Origin of the sequence: Ferrovum myxofaciens, assembly GCF_000735045.1 — a bacterium.
In the GTDB taxonomy this organism is placed as follows: Bacteria; Pseudomonadota; Gammaproteobacteria; order Burkholderiales; family Ferrovaceae; genus Ferrovum; species Ferrovum myxofaciens.
On sequence record NZ_JPOQ01000056.1, the window covers coordinates 18,861 to 41,338 of the forward strand.

The following is a 22,478-nucleotide window of genomic DNA, read 5'->3' on the forward strand; positions in this document are numbered from 1 at the left end:
AATCCGAGGGCTGAAGAATGGAACTGAAAATATTTGATGTGGAACACGGTGCCTGTGCCTTGCTTACATGCGACAACGGTACTCGGCTCATGATTGATTGCGGACATAACGGTGACACCGACTGGAGACCTGGAGCATATTTGCGGAACGAGGGCATCACATACCTCGACATGCTGGCAATCACCAATTATGACGAGGATCACGCAAGTGGTTTACCCGATTTGCTTGCAAATGTAGATATCGGGTGGTTATGGCGCAACCAGTCTGTAACCCCCCAAACCATCACAAATTTGAAATCTGAGAATGGGATGGGGCGAGGCATAGACGCCTTGGTCAATATGGCTTCGAGCTATACCGGGGGAACCGACGCTGTTGCTCCTGATTTCTTAAACGTTGAACGTCAGGTCTTCTACAATAATTATCCCGAGTTTGATGATGAAAACAATCTCAGCATGGTCGTCCATCTTGCTATTGCAGGAATCAACTTCTTGTTTCCGGGGGATGTGGAATGTGCAGGCTGGGAGGCGTTGCTCAGGCAGCCAGAGTTTTGTAAAGTTGTATCCGAGACTCACGTATTGATTGCCTCTCACCACGGTCGCGTAAATGGAATCTGCGCCGACGTTTTTGACACCTACAACTGCAATCCTTTTTACGTAGTCATTTCTGACAAAGGATACATGCACGACACGCAGGAGACCGTGCCGTACTACCGCAGCAAGACACGCGGAGGGCCATTTCGCGGGGAGACACGGCACGTATTGACCACACGAAATGATGGGCGGATTGCGTTTGTTTTTCAGAACGGACAATGGTGGCCAGAATGAGGAATAGGATGGAAGCGAATCACTGAAGGTATCGCAGCGATTCTGCTTCTCGTCGCATGATAAGACCGCGAAGCTTTAAGCGTTCAGTCGGCGGCTGTCCCGAGGGCTTCTGCCTTCTTCCGATGCCACCAATGAAACCCCACCTCCATCACAGTGGTCTGCCCATCTTCAAACCGAATTTCTACGCTGCTCCGTTCACCCGTTCCGCGACATGTAGCCCCCCAAGGCCCAACATGCCAAGCGTGAGCGTGGCCAATGTTCCAAGGTCAAGCGACGGTAGGTTGAGAGAATGCTCAACTGCGGCCACCGCGTTCGTGACCGGCCAAATGTTGTGTAGTGTCGTTTACTCGTGAGGTGCTGCGTGTGCCGTCGCCTGCTCCCGATACCACCGCTGAAACCCCACCACCATCAGCGTCGTCTGCTCCGCATTTCCAAGTAAATCACCTACAACTTCACCGCCCCAATCCCAAATGCCACATTTGCCAATGTGGTGTCTGGCGTCGTCGGCGCCGTGAGTGTCAGAACATCTCCTGCTGTAAAGTTGGTCTGACTCGCTGCGGTCAGTGTCACGGCACCACTGGGTGAGATAGCGATGGTTCCAAATGATGTGCCGTTTTTGGCCAGGGTAAATATCGTCGTTGCTGTGGCTGCAGTGCCTTCCGATGCCGTGGTGCCTGTGAGCCCGGCGGGAATGAAGAAACTGCCTGCAGCGATGTAGCGTAACACCGACTGGTTCGCGGATAAGACTCCTGACGCAGAGGCCTGGATGGTGAATGGGATCTGGCTTCCCAGCCCCGTTACGGTGTAGGGGTAGGCCGTGCAGGTGGAAATATCCTGAGTAGCGGAGCCGTACAGGTTGAAGCTCTGGAATTTGAGGGTGATGGTTTGCCCGATGAGGCTCGTATTGGTGGGGAGGGTGAACTTGAAGGTGGTGGTGCTGGGCAGGAATGCAAACTGCGCCCCTAGCGGATGGGATGAAGCGGTGGTTCCATACATCCCCCGATACAGGGTCGTGAGGTTGTAGTTGTTGGCCGTCGTCAGGGTCTCATTCTGATAGGCGATTAGTTCCCCGTCTACGTAGCACAGCGACAGGCCTTGGGCCGCGCCTCCCGTGGGAACCGGCTGAAGCACTCCCACGCACTCACTCAAATCTACCGCCAGAATGTCGCTGTTGTCCGGGCTTGCCCCGCTATAAGCGGCAAGGCTGGCCGTCAAAGTGCCCTGGATTCCCTGACCGCTGACAGTACCGATCTTGACGTAACTCACCCCGTCCGTGGAGGACCAGACGGTGCACCCGCCCCAGGTGGCCGGAGGGCCGGAAACTACCATCCAGACCTGCGGGCCTGCCGCTCCGCACAGCACGGCGGGGGGCTCAAAGACCACCGGGGGATTGATACTTCCCGGTGCGATCATCGAATTCGGAATATACCCCTGACTTCCTTGCTGCGGATAGGCCACGGACCAGCCCACGCCGGGGAGGTATTCTTCCGCCAGGATCTTGAGACTGCCATCGCTTTGCTCCGCGATACTCTGGACCCGCACCAGTTTGCCATTGAGTCCCATGTTGGCGCTGGTGAGCGAAACGATATCCATGGGTTCGATCAGCACATTGGCCCAACTCACCGAGAACTCGTAGAGGTTGCGGATATAAAGTTGCCGGTTCTTGATGAGTTCCAGACACATCGTCGCCATGCTGGCGTTGGCCAGGAAGTGGGCCGTGATGGGGGAGGCGAGGCGTATTCCCGAGGGAAGCAGTTGCCCCAGAGCATCGATGCTGGCCTGATCTTTGGTCTCGAGGGTATTGGCATTGTAGTCATAGGCCCGATCCTTGATCTCGATTTTCCAGTCATTGAAGGCATCGAGTGGGTCAGAACGACTGATCTTGAGATAATCCCCATGCCCCCCCTCCACGAAGTCGTCATCTGTCAGAAATGCCTTGATCCCGGTGTCGGCTGTATAGGTGATCCCATAGCCCGAGAAGGTCACATCCCCATAGGGAATGAATTTGAGCACCCCATCAGCCCAGAAGGCCGCCGTGTTGGTGACCTGCAGCCATTCCTTGAGGGAGTCGATGGCGGGACGGCGTTGGTTCATGAAAACACTAAACCCCACGCCCATGGCCCCCACATATTTCTGGTAACTGTTCTGAGCCAGCACCAGCGTGTTGAGGTCGATCTTCGACTTCGGGAACCCCGCGCCATAGGTGGGATGGGTCAGAAAGTCATAGATCACTTGGGCGGGATCGGCATCCGGGGTACCCGCCGTGCAGGTGCTGTTGAGATTCCCAAAACATTCCAGCCACATCACCGGCAGATCCGGCGAGTAACCGAGGTTCAGGTTGGCGATGGCCATATAGGCCGTATCCGGATAAGGCAGCGCCTGATCGGGATGAACGGAGGTGAGATAACCCCAGGGTGCCTGACCCGGTGCCCCACTCAGGAGGGCCGCGCTGAGGTTCGCGAGAGTGGTCATGCCCTTGTTGACCCAAACCGTTCCCGATCCCGCACTGGAAGGGGTGGTGCCGTAAACAGTGGCAGCGCCATAGACTGACACCAGATCGGTGTAGAGGGCGCTGTTCACGCCACTGGACTGGATGCCATAGGTCGTGAAGATCACGCTGGCCACCGCCGGGGTTACTACCCCTTCGCCGAGGCCCACGATGACGGAAGCCGAATAGGTGGATTGCCCACTGCCTTTTCCACCTCCCTTGCCACCGCCTTTGCCGCCTACCGGGTTTTTGGAGAAATCTCCATACCAGAGCAGATTGCCACTGACTTTCTGGGCTCCGTAAATAATTGGAATGGGGAGCCCTGTGGCTGAGGTCTGGACATTGAGCTGGGTGTAATTGGGCTGTGCATTGTTTCCTGCCGCCGTATGCCCTAACAATCCCCCCATGGTTTAAGCCTTTACGGTAAAGACCCGGAAGAGCCGATCTTTCAGAGGAGAGAGGGTCAAATCCCCCCACACCACGGCACGCTCCTGGGCGTGGGCGTGAATCACGGCAGGGGAACGAATCACAATGGCCGAATGACTGAATGTCCGCCCATAACGAAACAGCAGGAAATCTCCCGGTTCGGGAGAGGTGAAGATTTCTTGGGCATAGGGCGCAATGGTCTCGAGGTAGCGCTCCTCTGAATGGTGCAAATGCCAGTCCACCGGATAGGGCCGGGGATCGATGAAGGGGACCACCCCGGCGGCACTATAAACACGGGCCAGAAACATGGCGCAGTCCACTCCCTGGCCTTTCACGTCGGCACAGTGATGGTATGGCGTGCCAACCCAGGTCCGGGCTTCACGTACAACAACTTGTCTTTGTTCAGGGGTCATAGGGCAAGGGTAGCAGAAGGAATGTAAGGATACGAGCGATTGTGGGCGGTATTGTTAAAACGGTTCTGGCAGGTCAAATAAGTTTTGTCACAGCCGGGGTAAGCAAAGAACAAATCCCCGGCGACTGGCATCCAGGGCAGGGGCAGGTGGAGCATCAACTGATTACCAGTGGCCAGTTTGATGGTGCGCGAGAGCCCCATGTTGGGGCCCGAGGTAAACGAGATCATGCCCTGCCAGTAATAGCCGGAAGTCGCCCCGCTCCAGTTGAGGGTGTTGACCGTGGAACCTGCTCCCACCTGTCCGCTCACCTGATAGGCGGCTTTGGACAGTTTGCACCCCGCATCGAAGAGGGTGTGCAGGCAGGAGGTTTGCCAACTGTTGCGCGGCATGGGCTGATTGAGCAGGCTGAGATAACTTTTCACCTTGAGTTGGCACTGGGTCGTGGTGAGGGAATCGATGGTGGAGACGATGCCATCGAACAGGATGACCGAACCCACCGGAGGGGAGTTCCAGTCGGGGGCAAAGACCCGTTCCCGACGAATTTCGGCATTATCCAGCAGGCCATTGGCAATCTCATCAAACCAGGGCTGTCCGTTGATGAGTTGATCGCGGGTGGCGCTGATCGAAAGGCTTTGCTCATCCACCGAGAGTCCCACGGATTTTTTGAATTGCAGCCCCTCGATGGCGAGGGAATAGGGGTCATAGAAGGTGTTGTTCCACCATACGGGTCGGTCGACATTGGTGACATTGATCGTCTGCCCGGTGCGGGCCAGGGTGAGGGTAAAGAGATCGGCCATCACGAATTGCCGGGTGGCGAGTAACACTTTGAGGGCATTGGCACCCAATCCAGATCCGGAGAGCAGAGCCTTGCCCTGTACCGCCCCAGCGCCTGTCACGAACAGTCGGGCCAATCCCACTCCGGAGAGTTGTGCCTGTCCCGAGATGCTGCCGTGGTAACCTGCCTGACTGACCCCACTCAAAGTGGCTTTGCCCTGGACGCTCCCCGTCGATGATGCCAGAGCGTGACCCACTCCGGTCAGGGTGGCGTTGGCCACAAGGGTGGCGAGCGCAGGCTTTGCTGCAACACCTGAACCGGACAGGATTGCCTGCCCCGTGATCGTGCCGTGCCAACCGGCAACGCTGACCCCACTGAGGGCAGATTGACCGGCAATGCTCCCTTGAGATTTGGTGATTTCGGAACTGATGCCGGAAACGACGGCTTTGCCCAGGATCGATCCGGCTCCAGTGGCCACGGTGCCAGAGGAGCCGGTGGAGAACGAGAACGAGGTTCCATTCCCCGCCGGAGGGGTATAGCCGCTGACCGTAAAATCAAAGTTGGCGGAATTCCCGAGTGCAGGTGTATAGGACATCGCTACACCGGGGTCAGGTTATCGAGAATAAGCGCATTGTCATTGGGCGTATCAAAGGCCACGGCATAGACCTGAGTGCGCCCCATCCCGGAAATCGAATAAACCCCGGTGCTCGGGTCGGAGACAGCCTCCCCCAACAGCCAGCCCGACTGCTCGTCATAGAGCCGAACGATCTGGGCAGCGGCGACCCCATTATTTTGAACGGTGCCGGAGATGTGGCCGCTGCCTCCCAACTGGCCATTTCCAAAGGGCGCATATTGGCTGGGGCCGTTGGCCCCTGCACTCATCGCGTCACTGACAAATTGCCCCAGGTTGACGGTTGAGCCCACCGTGGTGAGATCCACGCTCACAAACCCGGCAGGAGGCGTATAAGCAAAGGGCCCTGTAAAGTTGGCCACTACCGTGGGGTCAGAGGAAACCACCTGCGCACCGAAGGCGGGGTACAGGCTGCTGAAGGCCGACATTCCTGACAGACTGATCCCACCCACCCCGGTTGCCGGATTATTGGCGGCGGCATTATTCCAGTTGCCCCCGTTTACATTGAACCAGATGAGCCGGTTCGCAAGATCCACGGCGACCTGCACCACAGCGCCCTGGGCATAGGACTGTAAGGTTGCCACAATTGCATTGTTGAGCAGGACACCGCCATTTTGCTCGAAACCGATGCCGTTGCTGTCAACGCCGAGCAGGGTGGTTCCTGTGATGTTGAAGCTGCCAGTGCAAACCCCCAGGGACATGGAGGAGGGGAGTTGGCTGACCGTGACTTCCCAATAGGAAAGCGTACTGGTCAGTTGTCGGTTGGCCCGGATGTTGCCGGTGCCTGTATAGGTGAAGGCCATCAAGCCTCCGCCGATGATCAGACTTCCATCCGAGAACCCCACTGCGCCGTGATTGTTGGCATCCCAGAGCGTTTTGCCGATGCTGGGGGCCCCGGCAGGTGTCCACAGTTGGACATTGAGCATTACGGCTCCCTGCGAATCCATGCTTCCGTTGAAGGTGATGGATTGGATCCCGGTAGTGGTATTGGGGATTTCATAGATCGCCCCATCGTGATAATTGCCGGTGTTCTGCCAGGTGGTGGGGGAGAGCAGGGTCCAGCCGGTGGGGACGGTGGAAACACCCACCCCATTATCCCAGGCCAGTGCCAGCAGATTCAGGCCATTGGGATCCGCATTGACGGTCAATGGGGCGGTGGTTACAGTGGTGCCCGTCCCCGCGCAGGCATTGGCCAGTACATTGAGATTGGAAGCGGCTCCACTGATCTCGAAGACCGCGAGATTGCCCCAGTCATTCATGCCGGAAATCGTGAAAGTCGTACCCATCCCCGCCGTAACCGGGCCAATCCAGCATTGGGTGCCCTGGTAACTGTTGAAATTCCCCTGGTCGATTTCAGCCAGCGCCAGTACGGGCGAGAGACTCAGACCGGCATTGCGCCCGACATAAATCACGAGAATCTGATTTCCGAGCGTGGGTACTGCCGTCAGGGTCGCGATGGTGGGGCTGCCATTGTTGCGCGCAAAGGTGCTTTGAACCAGAGCAAGAGCCATGGCTTAACTCCAGGTGGAGGAAGTTTCCACCATCACCTGCCCGGCCCACCCGGTGTTGTTGGTCCCGCCGAGAATGTTCTGGGCCAGGAAACTTTTACCGGCAAGATTACCGGTTCCGGTGAAGGTGTCGTGATGATTGAGCGGCGTGTTGTGCAATGGCGCCCAGAGACCTTTCAAATAGCCCCGGATCGAGCCATTGTGCCCGATCCAGAGGGGACTCAGGTAGAGGCCGCCATCAGGCCCGTTGGGGTAATTCATCTGCAGGCCACCCATGTTGGGAATGCCTCCCCCGAGGGAGGATTGGCTGTTTCCATTGAGATACATGGAGGAACCTGCCCCTACGCCAGAATTCACCACACCTCCGCCATTGTTGGTGAAGTTCAGGGTAAATTTGGACACCGGCACAGAGCCACCCACGCCTGTCCAGCTGCGATCCATGTAGTGCCCCGCCATGGTGGAACCGCTGATGAGCCAGACACCGGGGTTTTGTGGCAAGCCGCCGAAGTTTTCGAAGGCGCTGTTGCCGTTGTTCTGGACATTGCGCCCGATCAGAATGGTGCGATACGCATCACTGGATTTGAACGCGAAGATGTCCCCAAAAGCAATGGTCATGGGCCCGAAGGGGTTCAAGTAATCCCCGCTGACGGTGAAGAGGTAAAAGCAGGTTTGATCCGCCACCAGAGTCCAGGGCCGTGGGGTGGTGTCAGCGGTCGTGCTTTTGCGACAGGTCACCGCGCCAATCCCCAGGGCACACTGGGCGCTGGTGGGAAACTGGCCCGTGCCCGTCCCTAACCCTGTAGGCGCTTCAAACCCGGTGAGATAGGCTTCCTCTGGAGTGGACCCTGAAATCGTGGCGGAATCATCCACGAAGAGCGAATTGCCGGTTCCCAAGGTGGGCGACATCTTGTAGACCCGCTGATTGGTCCCCGTATAAGCGATGGTCCAGCCGGCTCCGGCCTTGGTCCCGTAACCATTCACCAGACAGGCATCGAGCACCGCCACGAGCGAGCCCACAGCACCGGTGAGCACTGGGGCTGAAGCATCGGTGCTCTGATACAGAGTGACAGTGGTGGTCATGATCAGGATTCCGTGGCGGTGGAGGATGTAGTGAGTTCCGGCGTCACCCCGTTGGACACTACGATGCCGGGCGTAATGGCACCGGAGTACAGCAGCGTGCCCGCCCCAGTGGCAGCCCCCCCAATGCCCCAGAAAGTTTCAGTCTCGGACCCCGCGGTGGCCGCAGGAAAAACGATGGTGGAGGCAGGGCTCACGCTGTTGCCGGTCACGGTCCAGCCAACGGCGGAGCGCGCTACCGCCACCCGCGCATAACCGGTGTAGGCGGCTTCACTGGTATTCTGGGCTCCTGCAACCCCCGGATCGGCCGTGTGCAGGCTGATGTAGAGGTTGGTCAGTGGAGCGGTGGCTGCATTATCGGCAATGTTGGCAACGGGCACGGCCTGAAACAGGAGTTTCAGAAGGTCGTTGGCCCAGGGGGTGGTTTTACCAGCCATGAGAGAGTTCTCCTTGATGAGTGACTACGGTTCTTGCAAAACTCCAGAAATATCAAAATCCCGACGGCTACGTCCGCCGGTTTGAGACGATTTTTAACGTGTCGGCACAGTTGCGGCGGTGTTCCTGATCCTGATGGTCGGTATTCATGTCCTGGCTTGAACACTGTCCTGCGTCAATAGAGGTATGGGCTGTTGGAAATCGGGAGAGGGGGGTGGCAGTCATTGCCGCAGACGCATCAGTGGACCGGGCAGCGAATATCCAAGGGACTGGCCGCCTCACCTGGTGTGACCCTTTCCCGGCGTCAGGTGAGGGCTATTGGTCCGCAGTCGTGATTGGCGGCGTGAGGGGGGCGACAGATAGCCCTCTGTAATATTTACGGGCAGGACGCTTGCGAGATATCGAAAAACTTTACACTTTTTTACATATTTCCGTTCCGTTCCGTTCCGTTCCGTTATTATAACTAATTGTAATTGTTAAATTATATTAAAATATTCAAGTAAGCGGCACGATTAGTGCTTTACTATGAGATGAGGGGATGGAATCGGTTTCTTCGAAACTTTCCATGCAGGAAAGTGCGGGAAAGTCTGAACAATATGACTCATGGGGGGGACATATGAACAAGTATTCTGTGTATCGTGTCGCGGGGCTGATGTTTATGCTTGTAGCCGGTGATTCTGCTTTTGCTGGCGTTTGCCCATCTACTGTGGGCCTTGGCCCTTTTGGAGGTGGTGGAACGGGCAATGCAACAGACTGCAATTTTACAATCATATTCAATACGAACGGCAGCATTGGAACTACGTTCGGGCCTCAAACAACTTATGATAGTCTTGATGATGCTTTAATAGGTGTAGTGAACAACAGCGGCCATACAATTTCCAGTTTTAACCTTAGTGGTCGTGGTGTTTTTACGTTCGATGGTGATGGGGTTAATGGGTACACTGGAGTCACTAACACTGCCACCGGGCTTTCTTCCCAAGCTTTTTACAATTATAACGGTAGTGTTCTGGGAACAGATCAGTATGGTGGGGCGGATGCATACTTTACCAACGTTTTTATCGGTCTCGGCTATTTAGGTCAAAACAGCAGTGGAACAGTCAACTTCAAGAACGCAATCTTGGGTAATGGCGGGACTGATTACTTCGCATTGGAGAATCCGATTAACATCAATGCACCACCACAAGTGGGAACAGTACCAGAGCCCGCGAGCGTGGCGCTGCTTGGAATCGGGTTGTTGGGATTGATGGCAGGACTGCGGCGGCATCGGCGCTTCGGGTGATTCGATCCTTTCGAGGGTGCGGGGGGCACCCGCCCCCTGCAGACTGTCGAGAAATTTTACACCTGATGGCGCGATACGCGCATTCGCCACCCTGCAAAGTTACGGCTTCACCATCTCCAGGGTGAGTTTCTTCAACTCCCAGAGTTGGTACATGAAATTGTTGTAGTCCTGGACATCCTCGCCAAAGCGCACCCGGTAGTACCAGGTGTAACTCGCACTCACCACAGATCCTTTGGCCGGAGGTACCGGGAAACTCAGCGTATTGGGCGTGATCAGGTTCCATGTGGAAGGGGAATACACTTGCACTCCACCGACAAACACCTTCAAGGTGGTGACGTCCACATAGCCCACCGGTTCGATGAATCCGCCATAGGTTTTGGTCAGGGGATATTCTGTGGTGAATCCATCTCCTACGCCAAGGTCATAGCCCGATACCGTGTTGGGCTCCGCTGGATCGGCAAACAGGAAGGTATCGAAACTACCTGTTCGCGCCAGAAAAAACCCGCATAAGACCTGCAATTCTGCGAATCCCTGGGTCTCGCGCAGCAACTCATAGGACATCTCCCATTTCCACAGGGGATATGCGGTGTTGGACACACGGGTTTCCCGCCCGGAGGTGTGTTTGACGATGGTGGTGTGGAACTGAGGCGACTTCACAATGTTCCACTGCAGGCCAGGAAGCGTCGGAAACAGCAGGTTGCTCATGGTGAACTCCGCAAAAGGCGGCAGTGGGTAGTCATAGAGGATTTCAAAGACGATCTGGGAGGCGTGGGCGTGCGGGTCGTCATCCACCAGGATTTCGGTGACCATCTGGGACACCCGAGCGTGTACAAACTCGTAGAGAATCTCTACCGAGAATTGGGAGGTCCGAACCTGGGGATCATCATCAGCCAGGATTTCTGCCAGTAATTGACTGAGGGTGGCAGCGGGATTATCGTCTGCAAGAACTTCAGCCGCGAGAGTGCTGATGCGGGCAGCCGGGATCCCTGACTCCAGTACCTCGGTGGTCAGTTGAGTGATGCGATTGGCCATGGCTCAACTGATGACTTCGTAGCCGATCTCGAGGGCGTTGACATCGGTGGTCACCCAACTTGCCCCAGTCGCCGGATTCACTGCAAACACATCAGAGAGGTACTGGTAACTGGTCCCCACATTCTGGGTTGCACCTGCCGACTGGACCGTGCCGGTTTTGATCAGATTGGCGATCTGTCTGGTTCCGGCATCGTCCTTGCGATAAGCTCCCACCACGCGCACTCCATATACCGTGGCACCGGGGGGCAAGCCGGCTACTGTGCTGAAAAGATCTGCGGCCCCCACCGTGGCGCTACTGTTGTAGGTCTGATCCCCATCCAGCCCGTCCTCGGACACAGCGGCGTAGTTGGTCAGGGTATAGGTGTAGCCAATGTTGAGTTTGCCATTGGTGATGGCAGGGCCTGAGGGCAATGGACCGGGAATGGCGGGAGGGGAGGCATAGGTCAGTGGGTAGACCGCGGCCAGTGGATTGCCATAGGCGTAGACGCTGAAGGTATCAAAAGCAAAACTGGTGTCGGTGATAAACCCCAGAGCGTAGGGGGTGTCCTTGGTGACGGCTGCCGTGACCGCCGAGAAGGTGAGGGTGTTCTGGCCGGTGACGAGCCCGATTTTCTCATCACCCACATAGAGAATCCCAATCGGCATGCCATTGAGCGGATTGATTTGGGCGATGACCGGGCGGATTTTGAGGGCAGGGTAATTGGTCTGGGCATACAGGGTCAACGCTGTAATGGTGCAGTCATGCGCCATACGCGGGGCCACTCCCGTGAGGGGATCATCCATGTTTCCAGGGTTGACCCCCGGCAGATTGGTGCTCGGATTGTCAGAAAGTGTCAGAATCAGGTTGTTGGCAGAGAGCGTCTGCCAGTTGCCCCCGTTACCCATGGCCAACTGCCCCGCTGTGACGGGGTTCGAGGGTGTAAAGGCCGTGCTCACATTGGCAGAGGGATAGACCGTGCGGGTGCGCTTGTCGCCCAGAAAGGTGTTGCAGGGGTGAACGCCCGGACCCGTGGTGTTATCGCAGAAGTAGAGGTCATCAATCAGCATGGCCCCATTGAACTGGATGTTATTGATGCTGGCATTGGCACTGTTCTGGATGTTGATCCCCGAAACATTGAGCACCACATTGCCGTTGATGCGTACGGTCAACTGACCTGCGGCGCCTACCGTTCCCCCGATTTCCAGGAAATACCACCCGGCGCTGGGCATGACGCCCGCAAGGGACTGTGCCAGCAGATTGTTGGTAGGGTTGCCACGCCCCACCTGAACCACCGAATTGACTGCATACACCCAGAACTGGTTGGTGTTCACATCGTTGAATACGGTCTGGAATGCGCCGTTGACGGCGATCCCCATATAAAAGGTGGAGAAATTTCCCGGCAGATTACGGATCAATGGAGAACCCCACGCACCCAGAAAGTAGGCCTTGCCGGGAAGCCCGAAGCGACCCGGCACCAGCGTTGTATTGTTGCCACTACCACCTCCCGACCAACCGTCATAGTTGACATCGGAGGCCTGGCCGTATTTGTCGAATCCGTCCCAGAGAATGAGTGCCATGATTGTTGAGCCGATGAAATTTGAGAGGGTAAGGCAGGGGATTTCTCCCCTGCCAGTGGGATCACGCAGTTTTGATGGTATTCACGCCATTGACCACGGTGGTGGCCAGGGTGGCGATGGTTTTTTCCGAGATGGCTCGGCCCAAAGTGGTGAAGGCCGCACGGGCCGCATCGATGCCCACCGTGATGGCGGCTCCCGAACCACTGCCCGCCGCAGTGCTCTTCAAGACCGCAATCCCGACCTGTTTTACGGCATTCTCGAGATCCGTCACCGCCACTGTATTCAGTTCGGCTGCTGCTGCTTTGAATTCGGCCACGATCTGGGCTCCGATGGGGTTTTGCGACAGCCAGCTCTCGAACACCGCAAAATCGGTTTTCAAGGAATCCAGGGCGGATTTGGCATCACTTTCCAAGGTATCGATCAGACTCATTTGTTTCTCCTGAAATTTACATGTCGCGCTGAGGAGTAAAGGGCAGCGCGTTCCCTTGTACGACTTACTTCAGTCCCATGTCCTTGTTGGCAACCAGGTGCACCACGATGTTGGTGGCCGCCACAATGCCCCCGGCCAGCATCCCGGCCTGCTGGTCAGAAATTGAAATGGCCCACCCCAAGGCATGGAACAGATCTTCGAGTTTCAAGATCATGGGCGAGAGCAGGGTCACCGTGATGGCGCCGGTTTTCCAGAGCACGGGGTCGGCGACCGATTCGCCAACCTTGAATACGCTCCACAGAGCGAGAAGTTTTTGCATGGAATTCTCCTGAGGGGGTGAAAGAACATTGACAGGTTCAGACATTGCATCGAGGCTCTCCAGCCCATGGGTATGGATCACCCGGGCAATCTTGGTGCCGTAGTTGGGGTCGGTGGCATAGCCCGCGCTCGCGATGGCGTAACCAAAGGTGACGCCGCTGCCGGTCTTGAAAGCCCCCGCATAACGCGCACCTTTCAGAAACCGGGCGTGATCCAGGATCGACTCCTGCCAGTTGGCGTATTGGCGAAACCAGGCATTTATGGTTTCTTTTTGCCCTGCCACATACTCAATGGTGGCAATCCGGTAGCGCTCGTCCGTCCAACTGGCATCGGCCTTGATGCCGAAGAGGTTGTTGGCGGCTCTGGTCAACTGGGACTCCCCCCAGGCGGATTCGAGGGCCGCCTGCGCGATAGTAAAACTCGCAGGAATCCCTTCCTCCTTCTGACAGGCCAGGGCCGCTCCCTTGATCGTGCTGATAAAATCTTCCGGACTCATTTCCAGTGCTCCTTGAGGGTGGTGAAGAGTTGATAGGCAACTGTGCCGATGCCGCCCAATACGGTGATCACGAGCCAGCCCAGCACGCTCGTCTTGACGCGCTCGTTGCGCTGCTGGCGCAGGGCAGTGTTTTCTAATTCCTTCTTGATAAATTCGTGATGGTCACGGTGCACCTCCAGCGGTACCCCGAAACTCTCCAGTTCGGCACGCACCGCCTCGGTAATGCTGGCCACCAATAGCTCACGCATTTCCTCGGTCAGAGGAACTTGTCGACGCTCGATCATTTAGGGACCTACCCGAAGTTTCTGAGGTGATTCTTGAGGGCCGAGGCAATCGCCGCGCCATTGTTTTTGAACAAACGCTCCACGCTCTGGGCGTCGGTGGCGTGTATGTGCACATGGGTGGTGGAACTGCTCCCTCCCTTTTCCACCATGGAGCGCAGTCCTCCGGCAATCCCTGCCGGCAGAATGGTCTCGTTCCGGTGCACGAACTGCAGCCGGTCCACGGGGATGTTCCACTCTCCACCCGCACTCGAAGCCACCGATCCCGCCACCGCCGCCACGGCCCCCATTCCAACTGCTGCTGGAGCCGCCGCATAAGGCCCCATGGTGGGTGCCAGAAACCCGAAGATCCCGGCAAAGGTTTCTGACGCACTGTTCATGATGGATTTGATGATGGTGAGTGCACTGGTGGAAAGACTGGCGGTGCTGGCCATCTGACTGGAGGCCATGCGTACCTCGTCCTGCGTGGTGGTGGCCAGCGTCATGGCCAACTGTTGCGAGGCCCAGGTGCTCACCATCTTGATGCCGGTGTCGATGAACGAGGAGAGGATGGAGGTGAGGCTGCGCTGCCACGCCTGCTGCCAAGTCTGGGTGCCCATGATGACTCCCTTGATGGAAGTATCAAAGGCCGAGGTCAGGGGAGCGAACATCTGCTGGTAAGATTTCTGGTTATCGAGCACTGCCGTCTGGGTGGCCCGGGTCAACTGTGCTTCCCGATCGGCATTGAGTTTGACGATCTGATCATCGATCTTGGCCCGTTCTTTCGCGTCAGTTTTATAAAGTTCCAGCTTCTTGGCCAGCAGATCCAGAGAAATCGCATATTCCTGAGCCGCCACCTCCTGATCCCGTACCAACTTCTGGTCCTGGGTGATTTTGCCGATTTGAAGCAGGAACTGATTGCCCTGGGTCACCGTTTTGAGGTGATTGCGTTCGAGATTGGCCTCACTGTTGAGTTGCTGCAACTTGAGTGACAACTCTTCCTGACTGGCCTTCTGGGCCGATGAGACCTGCGCCCGATAGATCTGGCGTTGCAAATTCACCACCTGATGCAGCACCGCGTTGTAATCCGCCGAGCCTTTTCTGGCCAGCGCCAGTTTCTGTTGCCAGAACGCCAGTTCATCCTGTTTGGAGAGTTCGTGATAAGCCCCCTCCAGATCCTGCTTCTGGGTGAGTTCAGCACGCCACGCGCTCATCTGACCGTGAGAACTGTGACCAGAATGAGCGACCCCAGGCAGGGCCATTTGACCCAGAGGTGATGATTTATTGCCGGAAGATCCACCAGCCGAGGCGAGTTCTCCCTTGAAGGCAAGAATTGTGTGCATCATGGAGCCCACCTGCTGGTCCACCGCGAGTTTGGTTTCGGTGAGCCCCCGATTCCAGGCGGCCTTGATGCCGTTCCAGTCGAGATGTAGGGCCGAATTGATCACCCCGGCCACCGTTACGATGGCGCCTGCCATGGCGGCGGTGACCACCTCCAGTGATTGCCAGGCCAACTCCAGTCCCAGCACCAGATACTTGACGGCATCGGCCAGTGCCTTCAAGGTGTCTGCGAGAAACCCGCCGGGTTTTAAGCTGTCGGATAGAGCCCCCGTCAACCCCTGGATCGCCGGGGTCAAGTCAGAGCCAAATCCCACCGCCGCCATCTTGAGTTGGGACCCCAACTGTTTGAGGCTCTCGTTGAACTGGGCATCCTTGGCAATTGCCTGATCACCCAGCACCAGCCCCAATTGCTGTGCCTTCTGGGTCATGGCATCAATGTTCTGGGATCCCTGGTTCAGAAACGGAATCAGATCTGTTCCGGCGCGTCCAAAGAGTTGCATCGCAACCGCCGTCTTGGCGGCTCCATTCTGGCTCTTGGCAAAAGCATCACTCACCCGAGAGAGCACATCCTCGATACGCATATTCTTGAGGGAGGCCGCACTCAAGCCGACACTCTGAAAGGCTCCGGCCACCTGTTTATTGCCCTGGCCCACGGAGGCCATGGCCCGCGAGAGCCGGAACAAACCCTGCTGCAACTGGGTAAACGACACATCGCTCTGCCCGGCAGCGTATTTGAGCCCCTGCAGCGCATCCGTAGAAATCCCGGTTTTCTGCGAGGCGTGCTCGATTTCATCGCCATACTCGGCGGCAGACTTGCCCAGTTCCAGCAATTTGGCCCCGATCTCCGTGATCCCGCCCAGTTCGGTCAGAACCTTGAACACCTCGAGGGATTTCTTGACTCCATCCATGTGCTCGCGGATATTCTTCTGCATCTCAGCGACATGGCCCTGAATCCCCCGGGTGGATTTCTGGACTTCATTGCGCGCTGCCTGCATGTCCTGCGACAGGCGGGCAATGTTGGCCTTGATGTCGATCTCGAGCGATCCGATTTTGGATGCCATGATTATCCTCGCCGCCCACCTGCCGCCTGAAACATCTCGATGAAGGCTTTCATGTCCGCTTCAGTGTTCTGGATAGATTTGTGGGGAACTGCTTTTGGTTCAGTCTTGAACCCTTCGGGTTTGATGCCCAGATAGGCTTGCACCATCTCGCGCAAGGGTGGGTGCTGTGCCCAGTAGCGCCTCAGTGCATACAACCGGGGAATGTCCATGGAATGATCGATGTACTCCCAACTCCAACCGGTACGGTCGATGATCTGGCAGTAAATCTCATCCCACGCTATGACTTCCCCGCCGCTGCTTCCCCCGGTTCAGTCTCCTGGGGTTGATTGACCGAGAGACACACCCGAAACGCTTCACGGAAGTTGGCGATGTCCAGGTTCTGGAACTCGAACACCTCCTGCTGCAATTCCGGATAATTACGCCTGAGGCTGGTGAACAGGATGTCGGCCATCTGGTTCAGGCTCGCATCTGATTTGCCGGTAAAAATGTCTTCATACTTGCGCACACAGGCAAAGGGCGCAGGCGGGCAGAGGAAGGAGGCATCGCCCAGTTTGATTTCTGTCCCATCAATCATGATTCACCTCAGTCCGCAAAAGAGATCCAACCCAGGGTGTTGGATGAATCCACCATGATGCTGAAGTCCATCTCGGGGATCGCGTAGTCCTCGAGTTTGGTGGCAAAGGAGAGCTTGGTGGAGGTGCACTGGTTGAGTTTCAGGGTTGCCACCTTGGGTCCCACATGAGCGGTGAAGATAGCCATGAAGGTGGGGGTGGTGCCCATGATCTGGTTGGTGAGGGCAATGCGGGTACCCCCGGTGGCCGTGGTGTAGAGATAATCGATCAGCACCGGAATTCCCGCATCTCCGGCAGAGAAGGTATAGACCCCACTGGCCTCGGCGTACTGGCCGGTGGCCGGATTGGAAATCACCTTGGTGAAGGGCAACCCAGTGGCGGCGTAGACCACCCCCAGGTCGGTGTCGAAGGTGGCGGCGTTGACCACCGTCACCGTATAAGGGGTTGCCGCCGGAATGTTGCCCAACTCCCCGATGACAGAGAGAATCAAACCGGGAGTGGCATTCTGGCCGAAGAAGATGTCATTCACCAGTCCGCCACTGATGTTGGCGAACTTGGCTTTGCCGGTGAACTTGCCTTCTCCCCGACGCACATCCACTGCAAAACTCTGCTGTCCGTAGAGTTCCTTGGTGGTGAAGGTGAAATCAAAGGTGACATCCTGCAGGGTGCCGAATTTGCGCGGCGTCGAGTTGGTGGCGGAACTGATGCCGTAGAGGTATCCGGATCCAAAGTTAATCATGTGGGGTTCTCCATAAAAAAGACCGCTTGAGCGGTCACCAAGGGGGTGGTTCCGTGTTGACTGAGTTAGTGGATTGACTTGAAATACGGTGCCAATATTGATACCATTTGCTCATGATGGTTTCCCGAAAAATTCTCGAGCAAATGCGGCGTGAGCCTGCCAGTGTCCGGTTTGGCGATCTCAAGAAAGTCTGCGAGGAATATTTCGGCAAGCCACGCCAATCAGGTACCAGCCACGTGATCTTCAAAACGCCCTGGGTTGGAGATCCGCGGATCAATATCCAGGATGACAAAGGCAAAGCCAAGGCCTACCAGGTACGCCAGGTGTTGCTTGCAATCGAGAAACTGGAGGATTTACGCCATGAGAATTGATCACTACACTTACCGCGTCACCTGGTCTCCCGAAGATCAGGAGTCGGTTGGACTGTGCGCCGAATTTCCATCTTTATCCTGGCTTTCCCGGACTCCTGAAGCCGCCCTCAAGGGCATCCGTCAACTTGTGGCGGATACCGTTGTGGATATGCAATCCAACGGTGAGGAGGTTCCGATGCCCCTTGCCGAAAAGCACTACAGCGGCGAATTTCGTGTGCGCATTCCGCCCGAAGTGCATCGCTCCCTGGCACTGCAGGCCGCCGAGCAAGGCATTAGTCTGAACCGGTTGGCAAGCGCCAAACTGGCAGGCTGAGCACACCTGTCAGCGCAGGTAATGCACCATGAAATCCATGGGCTTCACATAAATGTTGACGAGTTCATCATAGGAATCGGTGCCAGCGCCGGACTGAATACAAGCCAGCACCGTCACTCCGCCAAAGGTGCCTGACTGGTTGTGGCAGGCGATCTTGACGGCCTCCCGCACATTGGCCGCATCCTCGGCCATCTGTCCCAGGCAGTTGACCTGGAGTCGTGCTTTGGCCGTTTCAAACTCTCCCACCCGGGTGTTGTCCTGTTTGTCGCTCACCAATTCGTACACCACGGCAGGCAGTGGATCTGCCTCGGGTCGGGTGTCGAGATAAATCCTGCTGGAGACTAATGTTCCCAATTCACTCGAGGCATTGAGCAGGGCATAGAGCGCCGTTTCGGCTTTCATTTGGCGACCTCGGTGTCCAGTCGGTTTCTGACATACTCAGCAAAGGTGCTGATGGCCTCATCCACCTTGGAATCCAGCGCCGGGCGCATGAAGGGTTTTTTCTGGGCTCCGGGGTGATCGATGACTTCCTTGAATAGCCCTGCAATAAACAGGCTCTTGCGATTCCTGGGTTTGATCAGGTGATGCGCCGTGCCGTACTCCACCATATGGGCGTAGTAGACATTGTTCTTTCCCCCAGCCTTGATGCTGGCTGTGATGGTGCCGTGTTTCGAGGACATCGAGATCCGGATGGAGTCGCGCAAGGCTCCGGACTTATGTCCCCTGGGCAGGTTCTCGCCCACCGGGCACAGACGCCGGGCTTCATCGCGGATCACCTTGGCCGCCGCACGCAATCCTCCCCGCACCATATTGGCCTCGATCCGGGCCGGAAGTTCGTCCAGCAATTTCTGCAATTCGGAGAGCCCCTTCACCTCTATATCAGTCATCGAGCCTCAAGCAGTAAAGTTCCAGTCGTTCTTTGCGCGTGACATGCCGGATCCACTCGATTCGGGCGAGTGAGCCATCGGAGAAGAGAATGCGCTGGCTGGCACGAACATCAGTGCGAAACCGGATGGTGATCAGCATGGTGGCGGCACTGCCCATGGCCTTCGCCTGGAAAATCTCGCGCCCGGTCATGTCCAGCATTTGCGCCCAGACGGTGGCCAAGGGGGACCAGGTCTCGTCGTGCCCTCCCAAAGCGCCACGCACCACCGTCAAGGTTTGAATTGTGATGCGCTGGTCGAGAAACCCTGCCGCGACGAGACTCATCAGAACACCACCGTATAGGGATCGAGCAGTCGGTCCATAAAGGGCAAGGGCATCACCTTGCCCGTCTTGTCAAAGGCGGCCATCTCCTCCCGGTGTTGGTACAAGGAGCCCACCCGGATTTTGATCCAGGCGCGGATTCCCTCTGGCACCGACCCCACCAGGTTCGTGCCTGACCCCGTATCGGTCAGCGTGATGGCGGGTCCTTCTGGGGTGGCTGCCAGGGTGTACACGCCGGGAGTAATTACCGAGGCAATCCAGTAGTTGGTGGCCGGTTGCAAAGGTGAGGGGAGGGCACCTCCTGAATTGGAGAGCACAAAGGGTTGTGTGGGAAACCACGGACCCTGAATCGAGAGGGTGCCATTGGCCGCATCGGCCACGAAAGGCTCGGCATATCCTGCCGAGAAATCCACTTCCACTGCTCCGATCTGAGGCATCGGAATCGGCCAGATCTGCCCGAATACCGGCGTGATCCGGCAGGGCTCCGAGGTTAAATCCACGGTGTAATTGGCCGGGGGCATCACCTGAATCACCCCACTCATGTCCAGATACTGGATCGCGGTGACCACCCGGACCTGAGATTTTTCCAGGATGATGGCGTGACCCGGGAGCGTGAACGGCTTGCCCCATGGAATACCGATCAGGGTGGGGCCCGGAAAAGAATCCAGCACCAGTTTCCACGACTGGGCGATCAGCGCCCGCCGGGTCACAGTTTCCGCATGCATCCGGGCGGCAACGATCAGCGCAGAGATCAGCGCATCATCGTCCGTTATATCCACCCGCAGGTGGGCCTTGGCCTCGAGCAGCGAGACTGGCTCCACCACGGGGCCGCTGATCAGTTGCAGGGGCATGAAGAATCAGCCGACGATCTGGGTCACGCCCGCCTGATTGAAGGCAGAGGCCGGTTCATAACGGGCGGAGGCTCCCAGGACAAACCCGGCAGTCTCAGAAGCGGCCACCCCAACAGTCAAAGTGAGTTCCACAAACTGATACCCATTGTTGACATCCAGTTCATGGTCCTGCAGATTGATCAGCGCCTGAGTGTTGTTGCCTGTGGCGGCCACTATCGTGGCAATGGCCTTGCCGGCGATGGCTTTGGCCCCGGTGCCGAGAGCATCCAGTGCTTGCTGCAGATTGGCATCTACCGTGGCCAGGGCTCCCAGAGTGCCGGTGGAAACCATGGCCAACAGGGTGCGCACATTGGCCAGGGAGATCCAGCCGGTGGTCAAGGTTCCCACCGCCTGGGCAGAAGGGTTGATGGAGCCCAGGAGGGCCAGAAACTCGGAGGCTTTGGTATTCATGTCCATGATTTATGTTCCTTGAGAGAGAGGGAGATTAGCGGGCGCCCAGTTGCACGAAGGGAGAGAGCGCGGCGCTGCCCTTGGCGGGCAAGATGGGGGCTGCAATCTTCGGTTGGCCATCCATGCGGAAGATGGTGCGAAACGCCGTGGCATCGGCATCGAAGTACAGATGCATGGAGGTGGCGGTTTCCATCCCTCCTACCTTGGTGATGGTCTGGTAGTAGGTCAAATCCACCAGCAGCACATCCCCCTGGGAGGAGAAGGCACTGGCGTGTTGAGACACATAGACCGGACGGCCCAACAAGGTTCCGTAGGGCGAGCCCTTGAAGGCGGCCACGCCCCCACCCAAGGGTAGGTAGATTGGGTAATTGCCCAGAGTGAGGGTGAAGAGTGATGGCAGCACGCTGTTGTTCACGATCCACACCGCTTTCTTGAAACTTCCTGGCGGCAAGGCCGCGATCATGTTGGCAAGATTGGTGGGGGTGAGTGTATTGGTGGCCTGTCCCGAGTCCTTGGAGATGGTGACGAGCGCCTTCCCGCTCAAGGCCCCTTGAGGAATCCCTGAGCCGTTGCCAAAGAGAATGCTTTCATTGATCTTCCACTGCATGCGGCTCGCCACCTTCTTGGGCGTATAGGAGGTCAGGGCATCGGTATCGGAGAGCAGTTCATCGGTGATGGGCACCAGCGCCATGAGTTTCTTGAGGCGCAGCGAGGCGGTGCCGAACTTGGGCTTGGAAGCATTGGCGGGCGTGCCTTCACCCTGCCAGGCGACCGTAATGCCATCCGTCCCCCAGGGGGTGGTTTCATCCTTGGGCAGCACCAGGGAATTACCCGAGATCTCGATATTGTCCGTCAAGGGCAGGAACGCCTCGTCATCAAGGGAGAGCATGAAGATGTCCTTGGCAAACTGCGGCGGGATCAGAAAACCCCCATCGGCGCCAGCGCTCTCGTTCCCATATACCCCGGGCACTGCGGCGTTGCGCAGCATGGACAGACGATTATCCACGGGGTTACCGGGCAAGCCGGCCTGGTGCACCGCATACGCATATTCCCCGAAGTTCTTGAAGCCCCACTTGGGATCCGCCGTCATATTCTCGGTGACGCTCACGGAAGGGAGTGCCGATTCGATTCCCAGTTGCGCTTCCTCCGCGATCAGGGTCTGCTCGCGCTCGATAGCAGCGTTGAGCGCATCGATGCGCCCCTTCAGGCTATCAAAAGCAGTGACCTCCTCATTGCTCAGATCACGCCCTTCGGTGGCTGCGCCATCGGTCAGGGCTCGGGCGGATTTGACCAGTTCGGTCTTCTTGACCTGCATTTCTCGCAACTTCTTGCTCATTTGGGTTCTCCAGAAATAAAAAAACCGCTCAGGGCGGGATTGATGGGCACAAAAAAACCGCCATGGGGCGGTGGTGGACTTGATGCTGATGAGTCGTGTCAGTTCGTGGAAAGACTCAATGGATCGTCACCTGCAATAGGAGTAATATTGGACGGGAAATGGTTTCCTGAATCCGTGTTCGAAGCCCTTAAAAACATATACAACCGTTTGAATTAATGAGATAATTAGTCATATTCTTTCTTCACCCAAACGAACATGGCACACTTTGAAGTCCGGCAATCCGAGAAAC

The 22,478-nt window shown here is 57.0% G+C and carries 25 protein-coding genes; 4 read left to right on the forward strand and 21 right to left on the reverse strand.

Annotated features, from left to right (window positions below; genetic code table 11):
- Window positions 1-17: 17 nt before the first annotated feature.
- On the forward strand, window positions 18-824 hold the full coding sequence (locus IV91_RS0107835) for a ComEC/Rec2 family competence protein (protein ID WP_035417461.1): 807 nt from the start codon (window positions 18-20) through the stop codon (window positions 822-824).
- Between the two features lie 444 nt (window positions 825-1,268).
- Here IV91_RS0107835 and IV91_RS0107845 read toward each other — a convergent pair whose 3' ends face one another.
- The 6 genes from IV91_RS0107845 to IV91_RS0107870 are packed head-to-tail and all read right to left on the reverse strand — an operon-like array spanning window position 1,269 to window position 8,579.
- The gene (locus IV91_RS0107845) at window positions 1,269-3,719 is read right to left on the reverse strand and encodes a phage tail protein (protein WP_051862331.1); all 2,451 of its coding nucleotides are present in this window, start codon (window positions 3,717-3,719) and stop codon (window positions 1,269-1,271) included.
- Window positions 3,720-3,722: 3 nt separating this feature from the next.
- Window positions 3,723-4,151 carry an NlpC/P60 family protein gene (locus tag IV91_RS0107850; RefSeq protein ID WP_031597397.1) on the reverse strand — a complete coding sequence of 143 codons (429 nt, stop codon included), beginning with the start codon at window positions 4,149-4,151 and terminating at the stop codon, window positions 3,723-3,725.
- A complete protein-coding gene (locus IV91_RS16795) occupies window positions 4,148-5,521 on the reverse strand; it encodes a DUF2163 domain-containing protein (RefSeq protein WP_051862333.1) in 1,374 nt (457 codons plus the stop codon). Before IV91_RS16795 ends, IV91_RS0107850 begins: the two co-directional genes overlap by 4 nt.
- 2 nt (window positions 5,522-5,523) lie before the next feature.
- Entirely contained in the window at window positions 5,524-7,068 is a 1,545-nt protein-coding gene (locus IV91_RS0107860) for an SPRY domain-containing protein (protein WP_031597399.1), read from the reverse strand.
- A gap of 3 nt (window positions 7,069-7,071) precedes the next feature.
- Window positions 7,072-8,145, reverse strand: a complete 1,074-nt coding sequence (locus tag IV91_RS0107865) for a hypothetical protein (protein ID WP_031597400.1) — start codon at window positions 8,143-8,145, stop codon at window positions 7,072-7,074.
- 2 nt (window positions 8,146-8,147) lie between these two features.
- The gene (locus tag IV91_RS0107870) at window positions 8,148-8,579 is read right to left on the reverse strand and encodes a phage tail fiber protein (RefSeq protein ID WP_035417462.1); all 432 of its coding nucleotides are present in this window, start codon (window positions 8,577-8,579) and stop codon (window positions 8,148-8,150) included.
- Window positions 8,580-9,115: 536 nt separating this feature from the next.
- Here IV91_RS0107870 and IV91_RS0107875 point away from each other — a divergent pair.
- On the forward strand, window positions 9,116-9,856 hold the full coding sequence (locus tag IV91_RS0107875) for a PEP-CTERM sorting domain-containing protein (RefSeq protein ID WP_084189994.1): 741 nt from the start codon (window positions 9,116-9,118) through the stop codon (window positions 9,854-9,856).
- Window positions 9,857-9,955: 99 nt separating this feature from the next.
- On the opposite strand, the gene IV91_RS16800 is transcribed toward IV91_RS0107875, so the two are convergent.
- The 9 genes from IV91_RS16800 to IV91_RS0107920 all read right to left on the reverse strand — a co-directional run bounded on the left by IV91_RS16800 (window position 9,956) and on the right by IV91_RS0107920 (window position 17,662).
- Window positions 9,956-10,888, reverse strand: coding sequence for a DUF2460 domain-containing protein (locus IV91_RS16800; protein WP_051862335.1), 933 nt, complete (start codon window positions 10,886-10,888; stop codon window positions 9,956-9,958).
- A 3-nt stretch (window positions 10,889-10,891) separates the two neighbouring features.
- Window positions 10,892-12,445, reverse strand: coding sequence for a hypothetical protein (locus IV91_RS0107885; protein ID WP_031597406.1), 1,554 nt, complete (start codon window positions 12,443-12,445; stop codon window positions 10,892-10,894).
- A gap of 61 nt (window positions 12,446-12,506) precedes the next feature.
- Window positions 12,507-12,875, reverse strand: coding sequence for a hypothetical protein (locus IV91_RS0107890; protein WP_031597408.1), 369 nt, complete (start codon window positions 12,873-12,875; stop codon window positions 12,507-12,509).
- A gap of 64 nt (window positions 12,876-12,939) precedes the next feature.
- The gene (locus IV91_RS17225; protein WP_200874349.1) at window positions 12,940-13,689 is read right to left on the reverse strand and encodes a glycoside hydrolase family 73 protein; all 750 of its coding nucleotides are present in this window, start codon (window positions 13,687-13,689) and stop codon (window positions 12,940-12,942) included.
- Window positions 13,686-13,973 carry a hypothetical protein gene (locus IV91_RS0107900; RefSeq protein ID WP_031597412.1) on the reverse strand — a complete coding sequence of 96 codons (288 nt, stop codon included), beginning with the start codon at window positions 13,971-13,973 and terminating at the stop codon, window positions 13,686-13,688. The genes IV91_RS17225 and IV91_RS0107900 overlap by 4 nt, the downstream gene beginning before the upstream one ends.
- Before the next feature lie 8 nt (window positions 13,974-13,981).
- The gene (locus tag IV91_RS0107905; protein WP_031597414.1) at window positions 13,982-16,351 is read right to left on the reverse strand and encodes a phage tail tape measure protein; all 2,370 of its coding nucleotides are present in this window, start codon (window positions 16,349-16,351) and stop codon (window positions 13,982-13,984) included.
- 2 nt (window positions 16,352-16,353) lie between these two features.
- Complete coding sequence (locus tag IV91_RS15760; RefSeq protein ID WP_051862337.1) at window positions 16,354-16,560, reverse strand: hypothetical protein; 207 nt, start codon at window positions 16,558-16,560, stop codon at window positions 16,354-16,356.
- 68 nt (window positions 16,561-16,628) lie between these two features.
- Window positions 16,629-16,925 carry a hypothetical protein gene (locus IV91_RS0107915; protein ID WP_031597415.1) on the reverse strand — a complete coding sequence of 99 codons (297 nt, stop codon included), beginning with the start codon at window positions 16,923-16,925 and terminating at the stop codon, window positions 16,629-16,631.
- A gap of 8 nt (window positions 16,926-16,933) precedes the next feature.
- Window positions 16,934-17,662 carry a hypothetical protein gene (locus IV91_RS0107920; protein ID WP_031597416.1) on the reverse strand — a complete coding sequence of 243 codons (729 nt, stop codon included), beginning with the start codon at window positions 17,660-17,662 and terminating at the stop codon, window positions 16,934-16,936.
- 113 nt (window positions 17,663-17,775) lie between these two features.
- Here IV91_RS0107920 and IV91_RS0107925 point away from each other — a divergent pair, with 113 nt between their 5' ends.
- A complete protein-coding gene (locus IV91_RS0107925) occupies window positions 17,776-18,033 on the forward strand; it encodes a toxin HicA (RefSeq protein WP_031597418.1) in 258 nt (85 codons plus the stop codon).
- Window positions 18,023-18,346, forward strand: coding sequence for a type II toxin-antitoxin system HicB family antitoxin (locus IV91_RS0107930; RefSeq protein WP_031597419.1), 324 nt, complete (start codon window positions 18,023-18,025; stop codon window positions 18,344-18,346). Before IV91_RS0107925 ends, IV91_RS0107930 begins: the two co-directional genes overlap by 11 nt.
- Before the next feature lie 9 nt (window positions 18,347-18,355).
- Here the strand turns inward: IV91_RS0107930 and gp17 are convergent, their stop codons facing one another.
- From gp17 to IV91_RS0107960, 6 genes are read right to left on the reverse strand one after another with little or no spacing between them, the layout of a single operon-like run.
- Entirely contained in the window at window positions 18,356-18,748 is a 393-nt protein-coding gene (gene gp17 / locus IV91_RS0107935) for a tail completion protein gp17 (protein WP_031597420.1), read from the reverse strand.
- Window positions 18,745-19,233, reverse strand: coding sequence for an HK97-gp10 family putative phage morphogenesis protein (locus tag IV91_RS16805; RefSeq protein ID WP_051862338.1), 489 nt, complete (start codon window positions 19,231-19,233; stop codon window positions 18,745-18,747). Before IV91_RS16805 ends, gp17 begins: the two co-directional genes overlap by 4 nt.
- Window positions 19,226-19,555 carry a phage head closure protein gene (locus tag IV91_RS0107945; protein ID WP_051862341.1) on the reverse strand — a complete coding sequence of 110 codons (330 nt, stop codon included), beginning with the start codon at window positions 19,553-19,555 and terminating at the stop codon, window positions 19,226-19,228. The genes IV91_RS16805 and IV91_RS0107945 overlap by 8 nt, the downstream gene beginning before the upstream one ends.
- Window positions 19,555-20,403 carry a head-tail connector protein gene (locus IV91_RS0107950; RefSeq protein WP_031597423.1) on the reverse strand — a complete coding sequence of 283 codons (849 nt, stop codon included), beginning with the start codon at window positions 20,401-20,403 and terminating at the stop codon, window positions 19,555-19,557. Before IV91_RS0107950 ends, IV91_RS0107945 begins: the two co-directional genes overlap by 1 nt.
- Before the next feature lie 6 nt (window positions 20,404-20,409).
- The gene (locus IV91_RS0107955) at window positions 20,410-20,859 is read right to left on the reverse strand and encodes a hypothetical protein (RefSeq protein WP_031597424.1); all 450 of its coding nucleotides are present in this window, start codon (window positions 20,857-20,859) and stop codon (window positions 20,410-20,412) included.
- Window positions 20,860-20,887: 28 nt separating this feature from the next.
- Window positions 20,888-22,189, reverse strand: a complete 1,302-nt coding sequence (locus tag IV91_RS0107960) for a phage major capsid protein (RefSeq protein ID WP_031597425.1) — start codon at window positions 22,187-22,189, stop codon at window positions 20,888-20,890.
- Window positions 22,190-22,478: the final 289 nt, after the last annotated feature.

Bases quoted from the DNA above. Each gene is read 5' to 3' on its own strand.
- IV91_RS0107835 (WP_035417461.1), top strand. From the start codon at position 18: ATGGAACTGAAAATATTTGATGTGGAACACGGTGCCTGTGCCTTGCTT.
- IV91_RS0107845 (WP_051862331.1), bottom strand. From the start codon at position 3,719: ATGGGGGGATTGTTAGGGCATACGGCGGCAGGAAACAATGCACAGCCC.
- IV91_RS0107850 (WP_031597397.1), bottom strand. From the start codon at position 4,151: ATGACCCCTGAACAAAGACAAGTTGTTGTACGTGAAGCCCGGACCTGG.
- IV91_RS16795 (WP_051862333.1), bottom strand. From the start codon at position 5,521: ATGTCCTATACACCTGCACTCGGGAATTCCGCCAACTTTGATTTTACG.
- IV91_RS0107860 (WP_031597399.1), bottom strand. From the start codon at position 7,068: ATGGCTCTTGCTCTGGTTCAAAGCACCTTTGCGCGCAACAATGGCAGC.
- IV91_RS0107865 (WP_031597400.1), bottom strand. From the start codon at position 8,145: ATGACCACCACTGTCACTCTGTATCAGAGCACCGATGCTTCAGCCCCA.
- IV91_RS0107870 (WP_035417462.1), bottom strand. From the start codon at position 8,579: ATGGCTGGTAAAACCACCCCCTGGGCCAACGACCTTCTGAAACTCCTG.
- IV91_RS0107875 (WP_084189994.1), top strand. From the start codon at position 9,116: ATGGAATCGGTTTCTTCGAAACTTTCCATGCAGGAAAGTGCGGGAAAG.
- IV91_RS16800 (WP_051862335.1), bottom strand. From the start codon at position 10,888: ATGGCCAATCGCATCACTCAACTGACCACCGAGGTACTGGAGTCAGGG.
- IV91_RS0107885 (WP_031597406.1), bottom strand. From the start codon at position 12,445: ATGGCACTCATTCTCTGGGACGGATTCGACAAATACGGCCAGGCCTCC.
- IV91_RS0107890 (WP_031597408.1), bottom strand. From the start codon at position 12,875: ATGAGTCTGATCGATACCTTGGAAAGTGATGCCAAATCCGCCCTGGAT.
- IV91_RS17225 (WP_200874349.1), bottom strand. From the start codon at position 13,689: ATGAGTCCGGAAGATTTTATCAGCACGATCAAGGGAGCGGCCCTGGCC.
- IV91_RS0107900 (WP_031597412.1), bottom strand. From the start codon at position 13,973: ATGATCGAGCGTCGACAAGTTCCTCTGACCGAGGAAATGCGTGAGCTA.
- IV91_RS0107905 (WP_031597414.1), bottom strand. From the start codon at position 16,351: ATGGCATCCAAAATCGGATCGCTCGAGATCGACATCAAGGCCAACATT.
- IV91_RS15760 (WP_051862337.1), bottom strand. From the start codon at position 16,560: ATGGACATTCCCCGGTTGTATGCACTGAGGCGCTACTGGGCACAGCAC.
- IV91_RS0107915 (WP_031597415.1), bottom strand. From the start codon at position 16,925: ATGATTGATGGGACAGAAATCAAACTGGGCGATGCCTCCTTCCTCTGC.
- IV91_RS0107920 (WP_031597416.1), bottom strand. From the start codon at position 17,662: ATGATTAACTTTGGATCCGGATACCTCTACGGCATCAGTTCCGCCACC.
- IV91_RS0107925 (WP_031597418.1), top strand. From the start codon at position 17,776: ATGATGGTTTCCCGAAAAATTCTCGAGCAAATGCGGCGTGAGCCTGCC.
- IV91_RS0107930 (WP_031597419.1), top strand. From the start codon at position 18,023: ATGAGAATTGATCACTACACTTACCGCGTCACCTGGTCTCCCGAAGAT.
- gp17 (WP_031597420.1), bottom strand. From the start codon at position 18,748: ATGAAAGCCGAAACGGCGCTCTATGCCCTGCTCAATGCCTCGAGTGAA.
- IV91_RS16805 (WP_051862338.1), bottom strand. From the start codon at position 19,233: ATGACTGATATAGAGGTGAAGGGGCTCTCCGAATTGCAGAAATTGCTG.
- IV91_RS0107945 (WP_051862341.1), bottom strand. From the start codon at position 19,555: ATGAGTCTCGTCGCGGCAGGGTTTCTCGACCAGCGCATCACAATTCAA.
- IV91_RS0107950 (WP_031597423.1), bottom strand. From the start codon at position 20,403: ATGCCCCTGCAACTGATCAGCGGCCCCGTGGTGGAGCCAGTCTCGCTG.
- IV91_RS0107955 (WP_031597424.1), bottom strand. From the start codon at position 20,859: ATGGACATGAATACCAAAGCCTCCGAGTTTCTGGCCCTCCTGGGCTCC.
- IV91_RS0107960 (WP_031597425.1), bottom strand. From the start codon at position 22,189: ATGAGCAAGAAGTTGCGAGAAATGCAGGTCAAGAAGACCGAACTGGTC.